22 protein-coding genes, 1 tRNA gene and 1 pseudogene are annotated in these 22,128 nt (G+C 57.3%); 8 read left to right on the top strand and 16 right to left on the bottom strand.

Annotated elements, in window-relative coordinates; all coding sequences use genetic code 11:
- Window positions 1–8: 8 nt before the first annotated feature.
- Complete coding sequence (locus QPL98_RS09015; RefSeq protein WP_303293116.1) at window positions 9–1,742, bottom strand: EAL domain-containing protein; 1,734 nt, start codon at window positions 1,740–1,742, stop codon at window positions 9–11.
- A gap of 146 nt (window positions 1,743–1,888) precedes the next feature.
- On the opposite strand from QPL98_RS09015, the gene rep reads away from it, so the two are divergent.
- Window positions 1,889–3,907, top strand: a complete 2,019-nt coding sequence (rep, locus tag QPL98_RS09010) for a DNA helicase Rep (protein ID WP_011784007.1) — start codon at window positions 1,889–1,891, stop codon at window positions 3,905–3,907.
- A gap of 50 nt (window positions 3,908–3,957) precedes the next feature.
- Here rep and QPL98_RS09005 read toward each other — a convergent pair whose 3' ends face one another.
- The gene (locus QPL98_RS09005) at window positions 3,958–4,371 is read right to left on the bottom strand and encodes a cytochrome c5 family protein (RefSeq protein WP_041654495.1); all 414 of its coding nucleotides are present in this window, start codon (window positions 4,369–4,371) and stop codon (window positions 3,958–3,960) included.
- A gap of 197 nt (window positions 4,372–4,568) precedes the next feature.
- Here QPL98_RS09005 and QPL98_RS09000 point away from each other — a divergent pair, with 197 nt between their 5' ends.
- Window positions 4,569–4,910 (top strand): hypothetical protein, encoded by a 342-nt coding sequence (locus tag QPL98_RS09000; RefSeq protein WP_011784005.1) that lies wholly within the window; start codon window positions 4,569–4,571, stop codon window positions 4,908–4,910.
- 9 nt (window positions 4,911–4,919) lie between these two features.
- On the top strand, window positions 4,920–6,017 hold the full coding sequence (locus QPL98_RS08995; RefSeq protein ID WP_303293115.1) for a phospholipase A: 1,098 nt from the start codon (window positions 4,920–4,922) through the stop codon (window positions 6,015–6,017).
- Between the two features lie 175 nt (window positions 6,018–6,192).
- On the opposite strand, the gene QPL98_RS08990 is transcribed toward QPL98_RS08995, so the two are convergent.
- The 12 genes from QPL98_RS08990 to QPL98_RS08935 form a co-directional block, all read right to left on the bottom strand.
- Complete coding sequence (locus tag QPL98_RS08990) at window positions 6,193–7,548, bottom strand: phosphomannomutase (protein ID WP_303293114.1); 1,356 nt, start codon at window positions 7,546–7,548, stop codon at window positions 6,193–6,195.
- 179 nt (window positions 7,549–7,727) lie between these two features.
- Complete coding sequence (gene bfr, locus QPL98_RS08985) at window positions 7,728–8,204, bottom strand: bacterioferritin (protein ID WP_011784002.1); 477 nt, start codon at window positions 8,202–8,204, stop codon at window positions 7,728–7,730.
- A 116-nt stretch (window positions 8,205–8,320) separates the two neighbouring features.
- Window positions 8,321–8,527 (bottom strand): bacterioferritin-associated ferredoxin, encoded by a 207-nt coding sequence (locus QPL98_RS08980; RefSeq protein ID WP_303293113.1) that lies wholly within the window; start codon window positions 8,525–8,527, stop codon window positions 8,321–8,323.
- Between the two features lie 99 nt (window positions 8,528–8,626).
- Window positions 8,627–9,916, bottom strand: a complete 1,290-nt coding sequence (gene pepQ, locus QPL98_RS08975) for a Xaa-Pro dipeptidase (RefSeq protein WP_303293112.1) — start codon at window positions 9,914–9,916, stop codon at window positions 8,627–8,629.
- A gap of 1 nt (window position 9,917) precedes the next feature.
- Entirely contained in the window at window positions 9,918–10,823 is a 906-nt protein-coding gene (locus QPL98_RS08970) for a LysR family transcriptional regulator (protein ID WP_303293111.1), read from the bottom strand.
- Between the two features lie 75 nt (window positions 10,824–10,898).
- Complete coding sequence (locus tag QPL98_RS08965) at window positions 10,899–11,909, bottom strand: ABC transporter ATP-binding protein (RefSeq protein WP_303293110.1); 1,011 nt, start codon at window positions 11,907–11,909, stop codon at window positions 10,899–10,901.
- A complete protein-coding gene (locus QPL98_RS08960; protein ID WP_023008397.1) occupies window positions 11,906–12,904 on the bottom strand; it encodes an ABC transporter ATP-binding protein in 999 nt (332 codons plus the stop codon). Before QPL98_RS08960 ends, QPL98_RS08965 begins: the two co-directional genes overlap by 4 nt.
- Before the next feature lie 4 nt (window positions 12,905–12,908).
- Window positions 12,909–13,841 carry an ABC transporter permease gene (locus tag QPL98_RS08955; protein ID WP_011783996.1) on the bottom strand — a complete coding sequence of 311 codons (933 nt, stop codon included), beginning with the start codon at window positions 13,839–13,841 and terminating at the stop codon, window positions 12,909–12,911.
- Window positions 13,838–14,887, bottom strand: coding sequence for an ABC transporter permease (locus QPL98_RS08950; RefSeq protein WP_011783995.1), 1,050 nt, complete (start codon window positions 14,885–14,887; stop codon window positions 13,838–13,840). The genes QPL98_RS08955 and QPL98_RS08950 overlap by 4 nt, the downstream gene beginning before the upstream one ends.
- An 81-nt stretch (window positions 14,888–14,968) precedes the next feature.
- Window positions 14,969–16,531 (bottom strand): ABC transporter substrate-binding protein, encoded by a 1,563-nt coding sequence (locus QPL98_RS08945; RefSeq protein WP_011783994.1) that lies wholly within the window; start codon window positions 16,529–16,531, stop codon window positions 14,969–14,971.
- 156 nt (window positions 16,532–16,687) lie between these two features.
- A complete protein-coding gene (locus QPL98_RS08940) occupies window positions 16,688–17,410 on the bottom strand; it encodes an LrgB family protein (protein WP_014420317.1) in 723 nt (240 codons plus the stop codon).
- On the bottom strand, window positions 17,403–17,768 hold the full coding sequence (locus tag QPL98_RS08935; RefSeq protein ID WP_303293190.1) for a CidA/LrgA family protein: 366 nt from the start codon (window positions 17,766–17,768) through the stop codon (window positions 17,403–17,405). The genes QPL98_RS08940 and QPL98_RS08935 overlap by 8 nt, the downstream gene beginning before the upstream one ends.
- Before the next feature lie 78 nt (window positions 17,769–17,846).
- On the opposite strand from QPL98_RS08935, the gene QPL98_RS08930 reads away from it, so the two are divergent.
- A complete protein-coding gene (locus tag QPL98_RS08930) occupies window positions 17,847–18,392 on the top strand; it encodes a YaeQ family protein (protein WP_303293109.1) in 546 nt (181 codons plus the stop codon).
- Window positions 18,393–18,482: 90 nt separating this feature from the next.
- A tRNA-Arg gene (locus tag QPL98_RS08925) sits at window positions 18,483–18,559 on the top strand.
- A 198-nt stretch (window positions 18,560–18,757) separates the two neighbouring features.
- Here the strand turns inward: QPL98_RS08925 and QPL98_RS08920 are convergent.
- Together QPL98_RS08920 and QPL98_RS08915 are read right to left on the bottom strand one after the other, a co-directional pair.
- Window positions 18,758–18,997 carry a hypothetical protein gene (locus QPL98_RS08920; protein ID WP_199453036.1) on the bottom strand — a complete coding sequence of 80 codons (240 nt, stop codon included), beginning with the start codon at window positions 18,995–18,997 and terminating at the stop codon, window positions 18,758–18,760.
- A gap of 630 nt (window positions 18,998–19,627) precedes the next feature.
- On the bottom strand, window positions 19,628–20,035 hold the full coding sequence (locus tag QPL98_RS08915) for an HNH endonuclease family protein (protein WP_228285573.1): 408 nt from the start codon (window positions 20,033–20,035) through the stop codon (window positions 19,628–19,630).
- Window positions 20,036–20,756: 721 nt separating this feature from the next.
- On the opposite strand from QPL98_RS08915, the gene QPL98_RS08910 reads away from it, so the two are divergent.
- The 3 genes and pseudogenes from QPL98_RS08910 to QPL98_RS08900 form a co-directional block, all read left to right on the top strand.
- Window positions 20,757–21,059, top strand: coding sequence for a DUF1778 domain-containing protein (locus QPL98_RS08910; protein ID WP_200365871.1), 303 nt, complete (start codon window positions 20,757–20,759; stop codon window positions 21,057–21,059).
- Entirely contained in the window at window positions 21,031–21,564 is a 534-nt protein-coding gene (locus QPL98_RS08905; protein WP_200365868.1) for a GNAT family N-acetyltransferase, read from the top strand. The genes QPL98_RS08910 and QPL98_RS08905 overlap by 29 nt, the downstream gene beginning before the upstream one ends.
- A 166-nt stretch (window positions 21,565–21,730) precedes the next feature.
- Window positions 21,731–22,009: pseudogene (locus tag QPL98_RS08900) on the top strand (integrase); the annotation flags it as partial.
- Window positions 22,010–22,128: the final 119 nt, after the last annotated feature.

Below are 22,128 nucleotides of genomic sequence, written 5' to 3'. Positions count from 1 at the left end.
ACAGCGGCTTACTTCTGCAGGCAAGCGGACTGGTTCTGGCGGTTCATGAATTGCACCAGATCGTTCCAGGGCATCGGGCGGGCGTAATAGTAGCCCTGGATTTCGTCGCAGTGTTGCTGGCGCAGGAATTCCAGCTGGCCTTCGGTTTCCACCCCTTCGGCCACCACGCTGATCTGCAGGCTGTGAGCCAGACTGATAATGGCCCGGATAATATGCTCGGCATCGGCAGACTGGCCCAGTTCCTGGACAAAGGACTTGTCGATCTTCACCAGCGAGATTGGCAGGTGCTGCAGATTGCTCAGGGAGGAAAAGCCAGTACCGAAATCGTCCAGCGCAAAACTGATGCCCAACTGATTGAGCTCCCGCAGGCAGCGCTGGGCGTATTCCGGGTCGTGCATCATGGCGCTTTCGGTCAGCTCCAGTTCCAGCAGGCTGGTATCGACGTTGGCATTGAAGATGATACGAAAGATGGTTTCGGTCATCTTGCGATCGTGGAACTGCCGGAACGACAGGTTGACCGCAAACACCAGTCCGGGAAAGCCCAGCTCGGTGGATTCCTGCAAGCGCTTGCAGGCCTGCTCGATAACCCAGTAGCCGATGGGCACAATCAGACCACTGCGCTCGGCCACCGGGATAAACTCATCGGGACCCACCAGGCCGCGCTCCGGGTGATTCCAGCGCAACAGGCACTCGACCCCTCGCACCTCCTCGGTCGCGAGGTCAATCCGTGGCTGATAATACAGCTCCAGTTCCTTGCCCCGCAGGGCATTGCGAAGGTCGGCTTCGAGCCGGAGCTGATAGCCTGCGGAAATGTGCAGCTGCCGGTCGTAAAACCGGTAACTGGTACCCGGATCGCGTTTGGCTTCGAACATCGCACGGTTAGCCCGCCGGAGCAGTTCTTCCGGGCTGTCACCGGCCTCCGGATAGGTGGCCACGCCCAGGCTGGCGCTGACCACCACATTCTGGCCATCCACCATCACCGGCTCATCCAGCGCCGAGACCACCTTGCGAATGATCTGGGTGATATCCAGCGAGTCTTCCACTTTCTCGACGATGATGGCCAGTTCGTCACCACCGATGCGCATCAACGAGTCCACCCGTCGCAACGTCTGCCGGAGCCGCTCCGCCAGCCGAAGCATGAGCTGATCACTCTTCTGGTAACCAAAGGATTCGTTGATATTACGGAAATCATCGATATTCAGGTGCAACAGAGCCAGGCGATGATTCGCCCGCTCAGCCCTCAGCACCGCCTGCTGCAACCGATCGAAGAACAGGTCCCGGTTGATGAAGCCGGTGGCCACTTCACGGCCAAGCTGGCCATTTGCCGACTGCGTGAGCTGGGAGCGGTACCACAGGCATTTAATGGAGCGCCGGAAATTCCAGGGATCTAACTCACGGCGGCTCAGATAGTCCGATGCACCATTTTCAACCAGGTACCGGGCTTTTTCTCCGCAGGATTCGGCGCTCATGGCCAGAATGGGTATGTCCTCACTGGATACCGACAGATATTGCAGAAACGACGCTTCCGAGCCGCCATGGAACACGCAGTCCCACACGATCACATCGAAGCTGGCGTTGGAAATAAGATCATCACAGTCCACCAGATCCGGGCACCAGGTGGCGTCACTGCAGATTTCGGAATCATCCGCGAGCATGGCGCTGAACCAGAGATAGTCGGCGTATTCCGGTGTCAGCACCAGAAGGCGCAAACAATCAGGCCTGGTGTCGGTGGGCAGTGTCATCTGGCGAGATCCATATATCGGTACAGAACAGCGTAGTCCATTACATAAAGAATAGCTGATAGATCGGCAAGGTACAGCATGCCGGCCTGGTGTAGAATAGCCAGACGCTAAAAACCCATGCCCCGTTCCCCTTTGGCACCAACACTGTGAACAAGCTCAATCCCAGACAACATGAAGCGGTACGCTACGCCGACGGCCCCCTGCTGGTGCTGGCCGGTGCCGGCAGCGGCAAAACCAGCGTGATTACCCGCAAGATTGCCTATCTGATTGAGGAACTGGGCATCCCGGGGCGACACATTGCCGCCGTCACCTTTACCAACAAAGCCGCCCGGGAGATGAAAGAGCGTGTGGGCCGCATTGTCGACCGGGGCAAAACCCGGGGCCTGATCGTATCAACATTTCACAATCTTGGCCTGAACATGATCCGGGAGGAGCACACCCACCTGGGCTACCACCCAGGCTTCTCCATTTTCGACGCCGAAGATGCCAAGGCGCTGCTGCAGGATCTGATGATGCGCGAAGCCAGCGCCGAGGCCGGCGACGAGCTGAACGATGTGCAGATGACCATCTCGTCCTGGAAAAACGCCATGCGCAGCCCCGCGGAGGCCTACAGCAAGGCGGCAGACGAGCGTGAGCAGCGCATTGCCATCGTCTACAAGCACTACAACGAATACCTGAAAGCCTACAACGCGGTGGATTTTGACGACCTGATCCTGCTGCCGGTGCAGCTGTTCCGGGACAACCCGGAGGTGCTGGCCAAGTGGCGCCGGAAAATCCGCTACATGCTGGTGGATGAGTACCAGGACACCAACGTGTGCCAGTACGAGCTGGTGAAACAGCTGGTGGCCGAACGCGCAGCGTTTACCGTGGTGGGTGATGATGACCAGTCCATCTACGCCTGGCGCGGCGCCCGTCCGGAGAACCTGGCCCAGTTGAAGGACGACTTCCCGAGCCTGAAAATCGTCAAGCTGGAGCAGAACTACCGCTCCACCAGCCGCATCCTGCGCTGCGCCAACACGGTGATTGCCAACAACCCCCACGTGTTCGAGAAGGCCCTTTGGAGTGACCACACCATTGGCGAGGAAATCCGCATCATCCGCTGCCGCAACGAAGACGCGGAAACCGAGCGGGTGGCCACCGAAATCCTCGACCAGAAGTTGAAGAACGGCCTCGACTTCAGGGACTTCGCGGTCCTTTACCGGGGCAACCACCAGGCCCGGCTGCTGGAAATGAAGCTACAGGCCTACCAGATTCCCTACCGCATCTCCGGTGGTCAGTCGTTTTTCTCCAAGAACGAGATCAAGGATGCGATGTCGTACCTGCGGCTGATGATCAACCCGGACGACGATGCGGCCTTCCTGCGGGTGGTGAACGTGCCGCGCCGGGAGATTGGCCCGCGCACCCTGGAACAGCTCAGTCACTATGCCCGCTCGCGCAATGTCAGCCTGTTCAAGGCCCTGGGGGATATGGGGGCGGAAACCCACGTCACCGAGAAAGGTCTGGACCGACTGAGACGGTTCGCCCACTGGGTCGACAAAACCTGCGAGCGCCTGTTCTCGGAAGACCCGATCCCGGTCATCAAACAGTTATTCACAGACATCGAGTACGAAGAGTGGCTGCACCAGCATTCCGGTAGCCCGAAACAGGCCGAACGCCGGATGGAGAACATCTGGTACCTGGTGGAGTCGATCCAGCGCATGCTGGACGACGGCAAGGGCACCGCCGACGAAATCGGCATTGAGGACGCCATCGCCAAGCTGGTACTGCGCGATATGATGGAGCAACGGGAAGAGGAAGACGACAGCGACAAGGTTCAGTTGCTGACTCTGCACGCTTCCAAGGGGCTGGAGTTTCCCCATGTGTTCATTATGGGCCTGGAGGAAGAGATTCTGCCGCACCGCAGCAGCATCGAGGAAGGCAACATTGAGGAAGAGCGCCGCCTGATGTACGTAGGCATTACCCGGGCCAGGGAAACTCTGGCGCTGACTTACGCCGCCTCCCGAAAACAGTACGGGGAAAAACTGGAGACCATTCCCAGCCGCTTTCTGGATGAGTTGCCGGAAGAGGATGTGAAATGGGAGGGACTGGGCGACCAGGACAAAGAAGCGAACCAGAAAAAGGGCAAGGCGACTCTCAGCGCCCTGATTGGCGATCTGGGCCTGTAGAAACAACAAACCCCGCTCGGGGCGGGGTTTGTCCGGTCGTTACAGATTGCTTACTTGCTCTGCTCAACCATATGCTCAACGGCAGCGGTGATTTCCTCATCCGGGCAGTTGGCACAGCCACCTTTGGCCGGCATGGCGTTGAAGCCATTGATAGCGTGATCAATCAGGGTATCGATACCCTTCTCAATGCGCGGAGCCCAGGCAGCGGCATCGCCAATGACCGGAGCGCCGGCTGCGCCGGTGGTATGACACGCCATGCACACGGCGTCGTAGACTTCGCTGCCAGAACGCGGGCCGGAGCTGGCTGTTTCAGCAGGTGCAGCAGCCTCGCCACACTCTTCACCCTGCAGACACACTTCACCCACCGGCTTGATGCGCTCGCGGATTTCGTCTTCAACACTTGCCACTGCGGCGCCGGCAGCCAGGCCAAAACCAAGCAGAACAACAGCCAGGACTCTCTTCATCTTCACAATGCACCTCGCATTTGAGCGTTATAATCTTTCGGTCGCCGCATTATAGCGATTGAGCCCCCGCAAAAAAACCAGAGAGCAAAATCAGAATTTGATTTCAACCATTTTAATGACAGTTTCGTAGATTGTAGCTCCTTTGCCATGGATTCCGGTTACCATAGCGTTCATTCACTCAAACCCAGAGTCGCCGTATGAACCAACAGCAACAGACGACCCCGGACAAGCGCCGAAAAACCTTACTGATCCTGGAGTTTTCCAGCCTGGCGGTACTGCTGATCTCGATGGCCTGGTTCAGCAACCAGTCAAGCGATGGCACCCCACTTTCTGCCGGCTGGCTGCTGATTCCGGCGTTTGCCAGCCTGGGCGTTTTTCTGAGTTTTATCGGGTTGATGTATCTACGCTGGGTCGCCTCGGCGAACGACCAGCGCCGCCCCCGCCATCGCGCGATCTTCGCCCTGCTGACCCTCACCCTGCTTGGGGTCTGGATTTACGGCATTGCCAACACCTGGATAAGCCTGAGTACCGCCCAATAAGGAGCCCCCATGACCCCCAGCCTCAAGCTGCTACCCCTGATTCTGTTGGGCACGGCCAATCTGGTTGTTGCCCAGGATCGGCCAGAGGAACCCGATGTTAACTGCGCGCTGATCAAGAAAGGTGTGCAACGGCTGGCCTGCTATGACGCCAAGTACAACCCTCAGGCCGAGCGTGACCAGGCCAGCGAGGAACAGCTGGAAGAAGCCGAGGCGGATGCAGAGGAACTGGTGGCCGACAAGAAAACCCGGGAGAAGATCGTGGGTAATGCCCTGGAAGACGATCCTGATGACGGGGTGATGGCCGCGCTGGTGGATAACTATCTTTCTGCCGAGCGGGCAATCTTTTCGTTCACCGGCAGTTTCGTGACCCATCGGCCCAATTACATTCTGCCGATTACCTGGGTGGACGACCCCAATGCCTTGCCCTCAAGCCCGCGACTGGGGGCTATTGATTATGATTACAACCTGGAAAACGAGGAAGCCAAATACCAGATCAGCTTCAAGGTTCCGTTGCTGACCGGCATTTTCGACGACCGCACAACCTTCTGGTTTGGCTACACTCAGAAATCCTTCTGGCAGGTCTACAACCAGGATGAATCGGCGCCTTTCCGGGAGACCAACTATGAGCCGGAGCTGTTTTTCAGGCACGCCCTGAACTGGGATCTCGGTCCCGGCACGCTCAGTGCGGTGTCGGTGGGCTTTAATCACCAGTCAAACGGACAGCCTGACCCCCGGTCCCGGAGCTGGAACCGGATTATGGGTTCCGTTGCCTATAGTGTGGATCGCTGGCTGTTTATGGTTCAGCCCTGGTATCGCTTGCCGGAAAACAGCAGCAGCGACGACAACGAAGACATAGAGAGCTATCTGGGCCACGCCAGTTATCACGCGGTTTACAAGCTGACGGAAGATCGGACGTTTTCTTTGAAGCTGCTGAATAATCTGAGGTCGGATAACCGGACGTCGGTGGAGTTCGGGTACAGTTTTCCCATGGGGGATACGCTGAAGGGGTTCTTCCAGTATTACAACGGGTATGGGGAGAGCCTGATTGACTATAACGAGCGAATTGAGCGGGTCGGATTTGGCATTATGCTGAATGACTGGCTTTGAGCCGGGCGCTCAACCTCCTTTTGGCAGCGGAGCATTGCCCGTCTGGGGGTAAGCCCTTCTGAAACACGCTCCTTGCGGCACGTCCTTGTGACGCTTGGGCTCCGCCATCCATGGCTCCGCACAGTTTCAGAAGGGCTTACCCCCAGCCGGTCATTCGGCCTTGGTCGAGGATTCATCACTGAGCATTCAAGCGCTCCATTTCCGCCAGCAGTTCTTCGGTTTTCTTTTCCATCAAAGCCTTGTCGCCCCGCGCTTCCACGTTCAAGCGAACCACCGGTTCAGTGTTGGACATGCGCAGGTTGAAGCGCCAGTTGTCGAATTCCACGCTGAGGCCGTCGACATGGCTGACGGATTTGGCGCCCACGCCGTACTTGGCTTCGATGGCGGCGATAACTTTCGGGGGGTCGCTGATGGTGCGGTTGATTTCGCCGCTGGCCGGGTAGGCTTCGATGCGGGCGTCGATGAGGGATGACAGGGGCTGGCCGCTTTGGCACAGGCGCTCGGCTACGAGCAGCCAGGGGATCATGCCGCTGTCGCAGTAGGCGAAGTCGCGGAAGTAGTGGTGGGCGCTCATTTCGCCCCCATAGACGGCGTCTTCGTCGCGCATTCTCTGTTTGATGAAGGCGTGGCCGGTTTTGCTTTCGATGGCTTCGCCGCCAGCGGCTTCTACCAGGTCCTGGGTGTTCCAGGTCAGGCGGGGGTCGTGGATGACTTTGCCGCCGCCGGTCTTGCGCAGGAACTGGTCCGCCAGCAGGCCGACGATGTAGTAGCCTTCGATGAAGCGGCCGGTTTCGTCGAAGAAGAAGCAGCGGTCGTAGTCGCCGTCCCAGGCAATGCCCATGGCGGCGCCATTCTGGAGTACGGCATCGGCGGTGGCGGAGCGGTTTTCCGGCAGGATGGGGTTGGGTACGCCATTGGGGAAGTGTCCGTCCGGCTGGTGGTGAACTTTGATGAACTCGAACGGCAGGTGCTGCTCGAGTTCGTCAATCACCAGGCCGGCGCCACCGTTGCCGGCATTACAGACGATAGTCATGGGCTTCAGTGAGCCTGCATCAATGTAGCCCAGCAGATGGTCAACGTACGCGCTCATTACTTCCAGGGTTTCGTATTTGCCCTGCTCTGCGGCGTCAAAGAAGGGCTCACGCACCCGGTCCCGGATGTCGTTCAGGCCGTTGTCAGAGCTGATGGGCCGGGACTCGGGGCCGACCATTTTCATGCCGTTGTGGTCTTTGGGATTGTGGCTGGCGGTGACCATGATGCCGCCGTCCATGCCGTAGTGGCTGGTAGCGAAGTACACCTGTTCGGTGCCACACAGGCCGATGTCGAACACATCGGCACCGGCGGCCATCAGGCCGGAGCTGAGCGCCTCGGCGATTTCCGGGCTGGACAGGCGGATGTCGTAACCGACGATGACTTTTCTGGCGCCGGTGATTTCAACGTAGGCACGGCCGATTTTCTCAGCCAGGATTGGGTTTAGCTGGTCAGGTACTCGGCCACGCAGGTCGTAGGCTTTGAAGCAGGACAGGTCCATTTCAGTCTCCGGAGTGGTTTATTAACCGCGTTGGGCCAGCATATCTGGCCAATCTAGACGGCCATTCTACCTGTTTCGAGAGACAATCGGTGAAGCACCCGGAGAAAACGCTGAGGGAAGCGGAGCGTGTAGGGCGTCACCGGCCCGGGCAGCGAGCCGGTGACTGAAAGCCGGGGAGTTTACTCGGCAGCGGCGGACTGCAGCTGGATGTAGTTCTGGATACCCATCTGGGAGATCATCTCCAGCTGGGTTTCGAGCCAGTCAATGTGCTCTTCCTCGCTGTCGAGGATGCTCCGGAACAATTCACGGCTGGCAAAGTCCTGAACCTGCTCGCAGTAGATGATGGCTTCTTTCAGGTCTGTGTGTGCGGTGTGCTCAAGTTTGAGGTCGCACTCGATCATTTCCTGAACATTCTCGCCAATCAGCAATTTGTTCAGATCCTGCAGATTGGGCAGGCCCTCAAGGAAGAGAATTCGCTCGATCAGCTGATCGGCGTGTTTCATTTCATCGATGGATTCTTCGTATTCTTTCGCCGCGAGCTTGGTGATACCCCAGTCTTTGTACATTCTCGAATGCAGGAAGTACTGGTTAATGGCCGTCAGCTCGTTGGCGAGGACCTTGTTCAGATGCTGGATGACTTTTTTGTCGCCTTTCATAACCGGATTCCTTGTGTCGCGAAAGCGTTAATTCACAAGGATAGTCGGTTTAACGGCAATAAAAAATCACGGATGTGAAAGAGGTGCAATTGCAATATGTGGACATGCCCGCCCGGTCAGGCGGGTTGCGCCAGCATGTTGGCGAGCGCCATATAATCCGGTGACCGGGACTCTTTCAGAATTTCCCGGGCAGTGCAGGCGCACCGACCACACTGGCGACCGACACCCAACTCCTTACCCAGCTGGCGCATGGAGCTGACGCCATTGTCGGCGGCTTCGCGGATTTCTCTGTCTGTTACCCCGTAACACAGGCAAACGTACATAGGGCGCTCTCACTAACAGCACTAAATTTAGTGATAATTATTGTTATTAACAAACAGGATTGCAACCCTTTTGCAGTCAGTTTTTGTAGCAAAAAGTGACTACTCGCATTCTCGCGTTAAGTTTCGCGCCCCGGATGCGGTCACCACCACATTATCTTCAATCCGGATTCCACCGCAGCTCTTCAGTTCATTAATCAGCTCCCGGTTCAGATACTGGGCTTCGGGCCCGTTCAGCAAAGGGTCCAGCAGCGACGAAATGAAATAGAGCCCCGGTTCGATGGTGACCACCATGCCGTCTTCCAGGGCGCGGGTCAGGCGCAGGAACGGCGCATCTTCCGGGGGTGGTGTCGGTTTGCCGGCGACATCGTGCACCTGAATGCCCAGAAAATGCCCGATACCATGGGGAAAAAACGCCCGGGTAATGCCCTGCTCCACCATGGCTTCATCCGTCAAACCGGACACCAGCCCCGAGGCTAACAGCAGGGCCGCAATGCCTTGGTGGGCCTTGCGGTGAATGTCCAGGTAATCGACGCCGGGAGACACCATCTCGCAGAGCCGCAATTGCAGTGTCTCCAGCCCGTGAACCAGCGCGGTGAATCTCGGTTCATCCGGCCCGGCGGTGGTGCGGGTTATATCCGAACAGTAGCCACGGTAGCGCACCCCGGCATCAATCAGCAGACTGCGGGGCCGGCGGGGAGGCTTCAGGTCGTAGTACTGGTAGTGCAGTGTGCCTGCATGTTCGTTCAATCCGATGATGCTGTGATAAGGCGCCTCCACTTCCCGCTGGCCGGTGGCCTGCTGGTAGGCGAGACTGATACCGAATTCGCTGTCGCCGGCCAGAAACGCCTCTCTGGCCGCCCTGTGACCAGCCAGGGCGATCCGGTTAGCGTGTGCCAGGCATTCAATTTCGTACGGAGTTTTGCTCACGCGGGCTTCTTCCACGGCGGCCACCAGCGCCGCCGGGTTATGCTCTCCCGGCACGCCGTCCAGCACCAGCGGATCACCGATGACCGCCAGCCGACCCGGGCTATCGAGCTCCGGGGCACCAGACTGCTGCCGGCTGCGAACGTCTACAATCTCTAGCCAGGGTTCTTCAGCCATCACCGGGTTGGCGTGCCAGAAGTCCACCGGCTGGTATAGCCAGAGCACCGGTTTCTGGCCAGGCCGAACCAACAGCCAGCTGTGCTCCTGGCCAGCCAGCCCGGTCCAGTGCAAAAACGGGCCGAAGCCCTGGAATACATAGGCCTGATCATCCCGATACCGGTAAGGCGCCGCACCCGAGGCAATCAGCAGGCTATCGTAACCGTGATCAGCCATGGCCCGTTCGTACCGGTTCTGCAGCTCACGGATGTGGGCAGGCTGCAGGTCGAGGATGTCTTGATTTGGCATATCAGGTTTCCAGTTGTTTCCAGAGATTCAGTATGTCGTCTGAACGGGCGTTGCTCAGGCGGATCAAACGTATTTCCAGCGGTACGTCCCAGCGCTCATCACCAGCCCGTACCAGGCGCCCGAACTGTTCGCTTTTTTCTGTCATCCGCTTGGGCAACCAGCCCATGCCGAAGCCCTGTTTCACCAGGGCCTTGATGCTCGCGGACTGGGTATTCTCGTTCAGTGGTAAAAGATTCGCCGGCAGCTTGACCCGCTGAAGGTGACCCTCGATCGCCAACTGCAAAAAACCACGGCTGTGGTAGGCAATCAGGGGCACCGGCTGCTCATCGGTACCTGGCAACCGATAGCGGGGCTCGCCTCGCTCATTGGCGATACTGACGGGCACCAGCGCTTCTTTGCCAATGGTCTGCCAGTGAAACTTGTCACTGGCCAGGCGATCTCCCCAGGGCAAATCCGGGTGCCAGTAACACAACACCAGATCGCATTCGCCGCTTTCCAGGGCATCCAGAAACTGCTCCCCCACCCAATTGGTGGCGGTCAGGTTCAGTTGCAGGCGCTCGGCAATACCCATTTCCGTCGCCCAACCCTGATAGAAATGCGAAAACAGCCCCTGGGTAGAACCAACGCTGATGCGGGCAGACGCTTCCGCATCCAGAGCGGCTATCCGGTCCCGGGTATCCCGGACATCCCGGGTGATGCGTTCACACAGCTCCTGAAACACTTCTCCGGCCGAGGTCAGGGACAATGGCAGAGTCTGGCGATTGATCAGGGTGGTGCCCATGGATTCCTCCAGCAGCTTGATGCGCCGGCTGAACGTAGGCTGGCTCACGTGCTGCTGTTCGGCAGCCCGTGAGAAGTGGCGCGTGCGGGCAAGCGCCAGAAAGTCTTCCAGCCAGCGTATTTCCATGGGAACCCCTGAGGTTTGGCAATGATCACAACCGGTACGTTGCTGCAGGCATGATAGCCTATGCGCGCCCGGCCGTTACAAACGCCCTTCCTCAACGGCGTGACAGGCCACCTGCGCCCCGCCGTCGGTGGCGATCAGCTGTGGAACTTCCTGCCGGCAACGCTCATTGGCGTAGGGGCAGCGGCCGTGGAACACGCACCCCGAGGGCAGATTCACCGGCGTGGGCACCTCGCCCTGAAGGCGAATGTGATTGGGCCGGTCATCCTCGAGTTTCGGGATGGCCGACAGCAACGCCTGGGTATAGGGATGCCGGGGCATGGCGAACAGGGTTTTGGTGTCTGCCAGCTCACACACCCGGCCCAGGTACATGACGGCCACCCGGGTACCGAAGTGTTCTACCACCGCGAGATCGTGGGTAATGAACAGGTAGGTCAGACCACGGCTTTCCTGGGCATCCATCAACAGATTCAGCACCTGGGCCTGGATAGACACATCCAGGGCCGAGATGGGCTCATCGGCAACGATAAATTCCGGGTCCACCGCCAGGGCGCGGGCAATGGCAATCCGCTGGCGCTGACCACCGGAAAACTCGTGGCCAAAGCGACTGCCCCAGTCCGGGTCGATACCCACCGAGTGCATCACCTCGTGGATCTTGTCCCGCACCTGGGTTGGAGACCAGTCCGGATGGTGAAAACGGATCGGTTCTTCCAGGGTCTGCTGAATCGTCATCCGCGGGTTCAGGGACGCATAGGGGTTCTGGAAAATCATCTGCATCTTGCGCCGGTATGGCAATGCCGCCTTGCCGTCCAGGTTGTCGATGCGTTGACCGTCGTAGTGAATCTCGCCGGCACTGGGGGAAATCAGCCCCATCACCGTGCGGGCCACGGTGGATTTTCCGCAGCCGGACTCCCCCACCACGCACAGGGCCTCGCCCTTGTTCACATCCAGGTTCACGCCGTTGATGGCATGCACCGCTTCCTGTTTGCGGCGCAAACGCCCACCTTCAAACCGGAGCTGTTCAAGGAAGCTGCCAGAGAGGTCAAAACGTTTTTCCAGACCGCGGATACTTACCAGAGGGGAGGTCATGATTCGGCCTCCTGCATGCGTTTCTCCTGCTCAATCAGGTTGGCAACTTCGTAACAGGCGACATCAACGTTGCCGGAACGCACATATTCCGGCATGGCGCGCTTGCACTGGTCGGTGGCGAAGTTGCAGCGGGGATGGAACGGGCAACCCGAAGGCACATTCTTCAGGGATGGCATGGAGCCCGGTATCTGGAACAGCCGCGCTCCCGGTTCACCCATCTGGGGCAGCGCGTTGATCAGCCCCTGGGTGTAGGGATGCTGGGCATCGTTGATGATTTCCCGGGTCGGGCCCTGTTCGATGATCCGGCCGGAGTACATGACCAGCATGCGCTGGGTTACCTGCGAGACCACACCGAGATCGTGGGTGATCAGCATCAGCGCCACGTTTTCCTGCTCACACAGGTTCAGCAGCAGGTCCATGATCTCGGCCTGGATGGTCACATCCAGGGCGGTCGTGGGTTCATCGGCAATAATGATTTCCGGGTCCAACAGCAGGGCGATGGCAATGATCACCCGCTGGCGCATGCCCCCTGACAATTCATGGGGATACTGGTCCAGCCGCTTTTCCGGCGAGGGAATCTGCACTTTCTGCAGGCGATCCAGAGCAATGGCCCTCGCCTCTTTCTTGCTGATCTTCCGGTGTGCCAGGATCGCCTCCACCATCTGGGTGCCGATGGTGAGCACCGGGTTCAGGGTCATCATCGGATCCTGGAAAATCATGGCGATGCGGTTGCCACGAATTTTGCGCAGCTCCCGCTCGCTCATGGCGGCCAGGTCTTTGCCTTCAAACAGAATCTGGCCACCGGCGATATAACCGGGCTTGGCAATCAGGTTCAGGATAGAGAAGGCCGCCACTGATTTGCCGGCACCGGATTCACCCACCAGGCCCAGCCGCTCGCCCTTGTCCAGGCTGAAACTGATACGACGCAGGGCGGTCAGATCGCCACCGCGCACCGCGAAACGTACATCCAGGTTTTTCACTTCCAACAGTGCCATGGTGTTACCCCTTGTACAGCCGTGGGTTCATCACATCCCGCAACCAGTCACCCAACAGATTGATGACCAGCACGAGCACCACCAGCACCAGGCCGGGGATCAGGGTGATCCACCAGGAACCGCTCTGGATGTAGTCAAAACCGGATTTGATCAACGAACCCAGTGACGGCTGGGTTTCCGGCATGCCAAGGCCGAGGAACGACAGTGCCGCTTCGGAGATAATGGCATTGGCAATCTGTACCGTGGCAATCACAAAAATAGGCGACAGGGTATTGGGCAGTATGTGCCGGAACATGATGCGCGGCGTACCAAATCCCATGACCTTGGCCGCGTCCACATACTCCTTTTTCTTCTCCGCCAGCACCGAGGCCCGCACGGTACGGGCAATCTGCGGCCATTCCGCCACGCCGATGATGAAGATCAGCATGTAGATGGCAATCTCACCGAACATCAGGTTGCCAAAACTGGCCTTGAACACCGCACCGACAATGATCGCCACCATCAGGGTAGAGAACGACAGCTGCACGTCGGCAATGCGCATCAGGATGGCATCGACCTTACCGCCCAGATAGCCGGCCAGCAGGCCAAACAGGATACCCAGCGCCGCCTGCAACACCACGGCACCAAAGCCAATCATCAGCGACACCCGGGTGCCGTAAAGTATGGTGGAGAGCAGATCCCGGCCCTGGGCATCCGTTCCCAGCGGGAACGCGGGATCAGCGCCGTCCAGGCCCACCGGTGGAAGCTCGGAGTTCATGATGTTGATCTGCGCCAGATCATAGGGATCGGCGGGCGCCAGCCAGGGCGCAAACACCGCAGCCAGCACCATGGCCAGCAGCACCAGAAAGCTCGCAATCGCTACCTTGTCGCGTTTGAAGCTGTACCAGAAAAAGGACTCGCGGAAGCGGTCCCAGCGGGAAACCGTTGCCGTTGTCATGCTTTCTTACCTGTCAGTTTGACGGTGGGATTGACCAGTCCGTAGATCAGGTCCACCAGTGTGTTGGTCACCACAAAGATCAGGCCCACTACCATCAGGTAAGCCACAATCAGGGGAATATCGCTGCGGGTGATGGCCTCCAGGAACATCAGGCCCAGACCCGGCCACTGAAACACCGTCTCGGTCAGGATGGTGTAGGCCACCATGATGCCGATCTGTACGCCGCCCACGGTAATCACCGGCAGCATGGTGTTCTTCAGGGCATGCAGGAAATTGATACGGCCCGCACTCAAACCCTTGGCCCGGGCATAGCGGATGTAATCGCTTTGCAGAACCTCCATCATCTCCGCCCGGATCAGGCGGATAAACAGCGGCAACATGATGGATGCCAGCGACACGCAAGGCAGCACCAGATGGGCCAGGCCTTCGCTGGTAAACAGACCGGATTCCCAGGTGCCGAACAGGTGCACCAGGTCATCACCACGGCCATAGGACGGCAGCCCACCTTCGGTGGTAAAGAAATCGTTGAGCCACTGGCCCCAACCGGTATCGGCCGGAAACCAGTTGACCGTTACACCAATGGAGAACAACTGAATCAGAACAATGGCCGTGAGAAACACCGGTATGGAAATACCGACCGTACTCACGCCCATGAAGAATTTGGACAGCCAGGCCTGGGGTCGGATGGCGGCATACACGCCAATGGGTACCGACAGGAAGATGATGATCAGGCTGGCGCCGATCACCAGCTCCAGGGTCGCTGGCAGATGTTCGGCAATCACTTCCAGCGCCGGCTTGCTGTAAAAATAGGAATTGCCCAGGTCGCCCTGTATGGCATTACCCGCAAACCGCAGGTACTGGACCAGGAAGGGGTCGTTCAGCCCCAGCTCCTCGCGAATGGCTTCCCGCTCTTCGGCAGAGACGGACATGCCCACCATTTCCTGAAGCGGGTCCCCGAGGCCATCCTGAATGGCAAAGGCGATGATGCTGATCACAAACATGACCAGCAGCGCCTGGGATATCCGCTGAACCAAAAACGCTAGCATGAAGGATTTACCGTTGATGAATACGTGAAAGCCTCTCTCCCGCACCGGGAGAGAGGTTGGGTCTCAGGGAGCACGCTCCCCTTATTCGATAACCAGATCGCCCAGGTAGGGGAAGTTCATGACATTGAGCACCGGCTCGATGTTCACTCCCTTGCGGGAGGCCCAGGCCAGGTCCTGCCAGTGCAGCGGTACGAAGGCTGCGTCGTCGTACAGACGCTGTTCCACTTCCTGCAGCATGGCCGCACGCTTGTCCAGGTCGGTCTCCACGTTGGCTTTTTCCACCAGGGCATCGATTTCCGGGTTGCAGTAGTTGCCGGCGTTGTACTGGCCATCACCGCTGTCAGCATCCGGGCAGAAGGTGAGGAATTCATAGAAGTTGGCCGAATCCTCGGTGTCTGCGTGCCAGCCAATCAGCATCATATCGGCGGCACGGTTATCATACTCCGGCCAGTACTGGGCTTTCGGCAGGGTTTTCAGGTCCACCTTGATGTTGATGCGCGCCAGCATGGCCGCCGCTGCCTGCGCGATCTTGTCGTCGTTCACGTAGCGGTTGTTGGGGGCCATCATGGTGATGGTAAAGCCATCCTCATAGCCGGCTTCTTTCATCAGCTGCTTGGCTTTCTCAACATCGAAGCGAGGCTTCAGGTTTTCGTTATGGCCCTGGTAACCCGCTGGCGACATCTGTGCTGCCGGCGTGGCAAAGCCTTTCATGATCTTGGCAGCAATGCCTTCCTGGTTGATGGCGTAGGCGATCGCCTGGCGAACTTTCGGATTCTTGAAGGCTTCAACCCGCTCCTGATTCATATGGAACAGGATGATACGGGTGCCGCTCATGGTCACCAGTTCGCTGTTGCGGTCGCGCTTGATGCGGTCCAGATCATTGGGCGGAACCGGAGCGATGAAGTCGACACCACCGGAGAGCAGAGCGGATACCCGGGTAGCGTTTTCCTTGATCGGAGTCAGCACGATCTTGCCCACGTTGCCCGGAGACTCAGTATCCCAGTAATCATCGAAACGCTCGAACTCGACACGCACGCCCTGTTTACGCTCGGTTACCGTGTAAGGACCGGTGCCGGACAGGTTCTCGGAAGCGAAGGAGTTGCCGTGCTTGAGGATGGCGTCCTTGTCTTTGCCATCTTCGGTCTGGCCGGAATAGAACTCACTGTCCAGCGGGAAAATGTAGGTGGCGGTGTTCAGCAGCAGAGGGTAAGGCTCGCTGGTGACCAGCTCGAAGGTGTAATCGTCGATCACGTTGATGGCGCTGAAGGGTTTGAAAATCGCCTTGAAGTCCTGGCTTTCCTTCAGTCGCTCAAAGGTGAACTTCACGTCGGCCGTGGTCAGTTCGTTACCGGAATGGAACTTCACACCCTCGCGCAGCTTGAAGCGCATGGTCTTGTCGTCCACACGCTCCCAGCTTTCTGCCAGGCGGGGCTCGAAACCCAGATCTTTGGTCCAGCGCAACAGCGGATCAAAGGTCATGTGAGACAACTGCAGAATGCCGCCAGACAACTGCTCATGAATATCGAGGGTAACTGGATCGGCGTCGTACGCCATTTTCAGTTCTTTGGTCGCATCGGCTGCCAGGGCCAGAGGCGCAGACGCCAGGGCCATGGAGCCAACAAAAGCTGCCAGTATTTTTTTCATCGCGTTTTCCGTCGCTGTTTTAGGAATTTTCACGGAACATCGGTGCAGGACGGCACCGATTGCCTGGCAAACAAGCTAGTCTCGGAAAACCCTTACGGCAATCGAAATTGCAACATGGACCTATTCGTATGGTGAATGACCCAAAAAGCAGCAGCCTCAGAACGGAAAGACAAAAGGCAAAAACAGCGCCGTAAACACACCCGTCAATCCCATCCCCAGGGAGGCAAAAGCGCCCGCCGTGGGGCTGATCTCAAACGCCCGGGCAGTGCCAATGGCATGACCATTAAGCCCCAGGGCAAAACCCACCATCCGGTCATCGGAAATCTTCATCCATTTGGCACCCCAGTCCACAAATACCGAGGCCAGTACGCCGGTAATCAGCAGACCGCCGAGGGTGAGTGCAACCGAGCCACCCAGCTGTTCCGCAATACCCATGGCAATGGGCGCGGTAACCGACTTCGGCGCCAGCGACGCCAGTATGGAAAGCGGAGCGTCCATTAGCCAGGCAATACCCACCGCATAGACAGCCGCCAGACTGGCCGCCAGTGGCAAGGTGCACAGAATTGGCCGCCAGAGCGCGCGAATATGGTGCATCTGCTGATACAAAGGCACACCCAGGGCCACCGTCGCCGGGCCCAACAATACCGTTAACCAGCGCGCCCCCTGCTGATAGGTTTCATAGCCAATACCACTGGCCGCCACCGCCGCCGCCAGAATCACCGCCGCCATCAATACCGGCGGCATCCACAGGGGGCGTCCCACCTTCGCGAACAACCAGTTTGCCGCCATAAACGCCGCCAGCGTCAGGGCAATGGAAAGCATCGGGCCTGTGGTCCAGACCAACAGCAATTCCTGCATTCGTCCGTTGAACTCAGTCATGACTGTGCCCCCGGGTGAGATCTCCCGCTGTTTTCTTCATCAGCCACAGCGTGGTCACGGAACTCAGCAAGGTACCCGCAACCAAAGCCACTGCAACGGAAAACCAGTGGCCCGCAAAGCGATCGGCAATAAAGAACACCCCCACAACCCCCGGTGAAATCAGCAGCACCAGCACCGAGATCAGCCCGCGACTGGCTTCCGCCAACTGATCACTGACCCGCCCCCGCAGCATCAGAGTGGCCGTGACCATCACCATCCCCAGCACGCCACCACTGATGGGCAGGCCGACCAGCACCCGCAGTGCCTCACCCAGCAGAAAAAACACCACCAGAACCAGAAAACCCCGCAACAACACCATGCTGCTATGCCCCGCCACGCTCAATATGCTCTACACTAACGCCCTGATCCGCCCAAAGACCACAGGACTATTCATTCAATGGCACTGAAAGCCACCATCTTCAAAGCCACCCACCATATCGCCGATATGGACCGGCACTACTACGCCGACCACCATCTGACCGTTGCCCGCCATCCCTCTGAAACTGACGAGCGGATGATGATCCGGCTGCTGGCCTTCGCCCTCAACGCCGACGATAACCTGGAATTTACCAAAGGCCTGAGCACAGACGACGAGCCGGAACTCTGGCAAAAATCCCTGACCGGAGACATCGAACTCTGGGTGGAACTGGGCCTGCCCGAGGAAGACCGCCTGCGCAAGGCCTGCAACAAGGCCAACCAGGTCATTCTCTATACCTACGGCGGGCGTGCGGTGCCGGTGTGGTGGGACAAGCACCATAACAAGCTGGAAAGATTTAGCAACCTTACTATTGTCGACCTTCCCGCAGAAGGAACAGCCGCACTGGCGGCCCTGGCAGAACGGTCCATGACCTTGCAGGTAAGCATCCAGGATGGCGAAGTGACCATCAGCAACGAGCAAAATCTGGTCAACCTGACGCCAGACCAGCGGCTACCTCGAATTTGAACGAAACGCTTGATGGCCGGGGCTGGACAGAAGCCGCCGGCACACGTAAGATTGCGCACTCGAAATTGACGAGCACTCGTTATTTCGAATGCGCCCGTAGCTCAGCTGGATAGAGCGTTGCCCTCCGGAGGCAAAGGTCATAGGTTCGAATCCTATCGGGCGCGCCATACTTTTCAAAGGCTTGCGTGAAAACGCAGGCCTTTTTTATTTGTCTGTGTCCAAATGGTGTCCATGGTGTGTCTACGGTTTTGAGGGAATTATTCTGAGCGCGATAATTCTGACCTTTGCACTGAAAAAGTTATGTTCGACCACGGACACAGGAAACTTTTGAAAACACCCTCCTCGGATAGTCGTAAGTCACTTTACTAATCTTCGATGAGAGCTCTCCATTCGACAGCACTCACGATTTCATATTGGTTGGCAGATAAAGGTCTACCCCAGCGAGCGACCGCCATATTTCGAAGATAATCGAGTGCCTCGTCATAGTCGGAAAACTCCTGAGTATCCTGTTTCCCTTGAACGATGTATTTACCAGGAATACAAGATCCTTTACGACAAAAAAATGAACCGTCCCTCGCGTATGGCACTGCGGTCATGCTGGTCATCTCAGGGTCGTTCGACCATATGTCCGAATCACCGGAACGGAACTCTTTGTTTGAAGACGGGGGCTCAGATGTAGGCTCGTAAGCAAGCTGATGAATCACCTGTGGCTCTAGCGCTACCCAAATCTCTGCCCCAGCCCGATGAATGTACGAATGGCACTGGCTCAGGCAAGGGCATGACCCGGGTGCCGTTGAGGCCCCAAAGATTGACGGCTTTCAAGAACCACTCTTTCGCCATCTCTGTATGATCCATCGGTGTCAGGCGCTCCAAGGCTTTATGGAGCCCCAGAAGCAGGCCAATCCATTCAATCACGGACCCAGGTAACTCCGGGCTGTGACCGACACTACTTTGAATGTTCGCTAACCAGTCGCTCATAGTCATCCAAGCGACGCCCAGCAGATGCGCAAGTTCGGCACCAGAAAAATAGCCTGGTTGGATAGAGACAGTGGCCCCGCGATTCCGTGGAGGTTTGTGATGCTGAGCGACTGATTCAACGGCTACACTCCTTGAGAAACTCTTGAAACCAGGCCGACTCCGCTGTCGAGGGTTTGAGATCATACAGCTTCACCACCCGAACAAACCGGGCCACATAGCCACACTGACCCGCCGGTGGCAGCCATTCGTCCGGCCCTTTAGCGCCCTTGCAGATTCAGGCAAGCCTCAACCGGCAGCAAGTTCACAGGATCATTAGCAAACCGCAATCGCGTCTCTCCGGGCCACTCGCGAGCTCCGCGATCCCAGGACCAGGCAAGTGGCACCACGTGATCAATGTCGATATTCGAGGCGTTTTGGATGACGTTACCAGTGAAGGCGCTCACCCAGCGACCGGCAACCACCCGACACCCACGATCTGTCGCAAAGTGAACTTGAGTGGTAGAACTGGCGATCAGAGCCTCTGCTCGACTATTTCGGCAGTCACCATCCGCGTCGTCCCAACCGTGACCAAAGGCCGACCGCTGGTACCTCGCCATAGCGCCTGAGGAGGCGTCATCGGAGCGTTTGGCTTGATCCAGGGATGCTAACGAGATCCCCTTGGGCAATCGCCCTCCAGCATCTAGGCACGCCTCAACGGTATCGAAGGGCTTGTAGGTCCGAGTCCGGTCATACCAGCTGCTTTGCGGCGGATGGCACAGGCCACTGGTTGACTGCTTTATGGTGCTAGCAGCCGCAGTGTCGTTAGCAAGTGAGAAAACGGCGAAGAAGACGACGATATAAGAAAATACAACAACGCTTTTCATAAATCCGACTGGTCTAAAGGGCGGGGGTACCTATACGTGCGTTTAAATGCCTGACTTGGATCGATTTTGCAACCCAGAGCCACTAGAAGTCTTCGTAGATTAACAGCTACAACCCATTCTGAACGTGCCAGAGTCGCTGCCTGATTGGCTTCACAGGGTTGAGCGGGGCTTTCGACCGGGCGCACCGACACGACTTAAAACGTAGGTCTGCCGTAACGTAAGAGTATGCGTAGCGTAGATGACCTAGCTGTCGGTGGATGAAAGAGTTCCTATTAAACAAAAGCGGACATTTGGGTCAGGGCTTTTCCCTCATAGACTCCAAGCTAATCAAAGCCGTCTATCTTGAAAAACACAGCAGCTGAGAACCTGATAAATTCCACTTGCCAAATTGGCATACTAAGTTGATCGAGGTGGTTAAGTGTGCCAGACTGGCACACATGGATTGAGTCCTTTGAATAACTATTATCAAGGAAGAGGGTTTTCTTGGGTTCCAGTCGATCCTATCCCACCATCGGTGAAGTATATGATGAACACACTAGGTAAAGACACGCGCTTGGTTGCCCGTGTCGATGAAGAAACGCAGAGACTTATTGCTCATGCAGCAGAGTTAACGGGCCGCAGCTTGAGTCAGTTCCTGATCTACGCTGCAAAGAAAGAAGCACAAGAGGCCGAGCGTCAGGCGCTACAAATCCAGGTTTCCCGGCAAAGTGCTGATCTTATGCTGGAGCTGCTGGATAACCCTGAGCCGATTAACCCAAAGCTTCGGGAAGCTGCACTCAACCACAGGAAGTTGGCTGGTGACTTTAAGAACCGAAGAGATCAGTAAAAAGCACAATCGGCGAGAGTTTGACTGCGGTAAACCTGCACTCAACGAGTTCTTGAAGAAAATTGCGCGGCAAAGCAGCCAGAAGAGGGCGACACGGACTTATGTGCTGATTGAAGATGAGGCCGACCCGACGGAGATTCTGGGTTATTACACTCTTCTTCCCAGCACCCTTGTCTTCCCGCAAGGGCATCCCCTGCAAAAGCGATTTCCGTCGGATCCGCCGGTTTACCGGCTGGCACGGCTTGCGGTTGATAACTCTGTGAAAGGATATGGATTAGGCGCATACCTTTTGATCGAGTGCCTGAGGCGAGTTGTTGATGCGTCGATTTCAGTTGGAGGTATAGGCTGCGCGGTAGATGCCAAGGACGCCGACTCGAAAGGATTCTACGAAAAGTTTGGGTTCGTTGCTATTGATGCCGTTGAGGGTGACTCTTTAGCTCTTTGGCTACCTTTTGAACAATGTTTGGAAGCAGTTGAACTCTCACTCGCAGGTGGTGAACAGTAGCCGGGTTCCGCCCTGTTACTGTGGATCTTGCCGAAAAGAGACGGAGTTTCTCTCGGGCAAGTATTGGCCTATCCGCCTGAATGTCCGCTTTGCGACCAGGTTGGCCAGCAGAGAGCAATCTTCTGAGCCATACTTAAAGGCCCTTACCCTCCAAGAGGGCCACGTCATGACATTTCCTATCAGCAAAGCTCCCTGGAACAAGGGAAAGCTCGTTGGCCAGAAGTTACCGCTCAAACTCGAACAAATATGGGCTATCCGCATTCGGTTAGAGATTGCAAAGAACATTCGCCAGCTGGCGATGTTCAACATGGCGATTGATTGCAAACTCCGATCCTGCGATATGGTGAAGCTTCTGGTTCGAGATATTTCCAGAAACGGTGAGGTTATGGATCGGGCGCAAGTCATCCAGCAAAAAACCAGTCAGCCTGTCCAGTTTGAGATAACTGCGTAAACCGCTGAAGGTTGCCACCCATTCCACGTGAAGCCTGCCACCCGGACCGGAGCAAGGCTGCCACCCATCGGAGCGTAGCGACGCGGGGTTTCTCTTCTTACTCCGAAGTCTCA

Origin of the sequence: Marinobacter sp. ST-43, from assembly GCF_030541085.1 — a bacterium.
Lineage (GTDB): Bacteria > Pseudomonadota > Gammaproteobacteria > Pseudomonadales > Oleiphilaceae > Marinobacter > Marinobacter nauticus.
The sequence above is the reverse complement of the archived record's forward strand: the minus strand, read 5'-3'. Positions and strand labels throughout refer to the sequence as shown.

Bases quoted from the DNA above. Each gene is read 5' to 3' on its own strand.
- QPL98_RS09015 (WP_303293116.1), bottom strand. From the start codon at position 1,742: ATGACACTGCCCACCGACACCAGGCCTGATTGTTTGCGCCTTCTGGTG.
- QPL98_RS09005 (WP_041654495.1), bottom strand. From the start codon at position 4,371: ATGAAGAGAGTCCTGGCTGTTGTTCTGCTTGGTTTTGGCCTGGCTGCC.
- QPL98_RS09000 (WP_011784005.1), top strand. From the start codon at position 4,569: ATGAACCAACAGCAACAGACGACCCCGGACAAGCGCCGAAAAACCTTA.
- QPL98_RS08995 (WP_303293115.1), top strand. From the start codon at position 4,920: ATGACCCCCAGCCTCAAGCTGCTACCCCTGATTCTGTTGGGCACGGCC.
- QPL98_RS08990 (WP_303293114.1), bottom strand. From the start codon at position 7,548: ATGGACCTGTCCTGCTTCAAAGCCTACGACCTGCGTGGCCGAGTACCT.
- bfr (WP_011784002.1), bottom strand. From the start codon at position 8,204: ATGAAAGGCGACAAAAAAGTCATCCAGCATCTGAACAAGGTCCTCGCC.
- QPL98_RS08980 (WP_303293113.1), bottom strand. From the start codon at position 8,527: ATGTACGTTTGCCTGTGTTACGGGGTAACAGACAGAGAAATCCGCGAA.
- pepQ (WP_303293112.1), bottom strand. From the start codon at position 9,916: ATGCCAAATCAAGACATCCTCGACCTGCAGCCTGCCCACATCCGTGAG.
- QPL98_RS08970 (WP_303293111.1), bottom strand. From the start codon at position 10,823: ATGGAAATACGCTGGCTGGAAGACTTTCTGGCGCTTGCCCGCACGCGC.
- QPL98_RS08965 (WP_303293110.1), bottom strand. From the start codon at position 11,909: ATGACCTCCCCTCTGGTAAGTATCCGCGGTCTGGAAAAACGTTTTGAC.
- QPL98_RS08960 (WP_023008397.1), bottom strand. From the start codon at position 12,904: ATGGCACTGTTGGAAGTGAAAAACCTGGATGTACGTTTCGCGGTGCGC.
- QPL98_RS08955 (WP_011783996.1), bottom strand. From the start codon at position 13,841: ATGACAACGGCAACGGTTTCCCGCTGGGACCGCTTCCGCGAGTCCTTT.
- QPL98_RS08950 (WP_011783995.1), bottom strand. From the start codon at position 14,887: ATGCTAGCGTTTTTGGTTCAGCGGATATCCCAGGCGCTGCTGGTCATG.
- QPL98_RS08945 (WP_011783994.1), bottom strand. From the start codon at position 16,531: ATGAAAAAAATACTGGCAGCTTTTGTTGGCTCCATGGCCCTGGCGTCT.
- QPL98_RS08940 (WP_014420317.1), bottom strand. From the start codon at position 17,410: ATGACTGAGTTCAACGGACGAATGCAGGAATTGCTGTTGGTCTGGACC.
- QPL98_RS08935 (WP_303293190.1), bottom strand. From the start codon at position 17,768: ATGGTGTTGTTGCGGGGTTTTCTGGTTCTGGTGGTGTTTTTTCTGCTG.
- QPL98_RS08930 (WP_303293109.1), top strand. From the start codon at position 17,847: ATGGCACTGAAAGCCACCATCTTCAAAGCCACCCACCATATCGCCGAT.
- QPL98_RS08920 (WP_199453036.1), bottom strand. From the start codon at position 18,997: ATGACCAGCATGACCGCAGTGCCATACGCGAGGGACGGTTCATTTTTT.
- QPL98_RS08910 (WP_200365871.1), top strand. From the start codon at position 20,757: ATGATGAACACACTAGGTAAAGACACGCGCTTGGTTGCCCGTGTCGAT.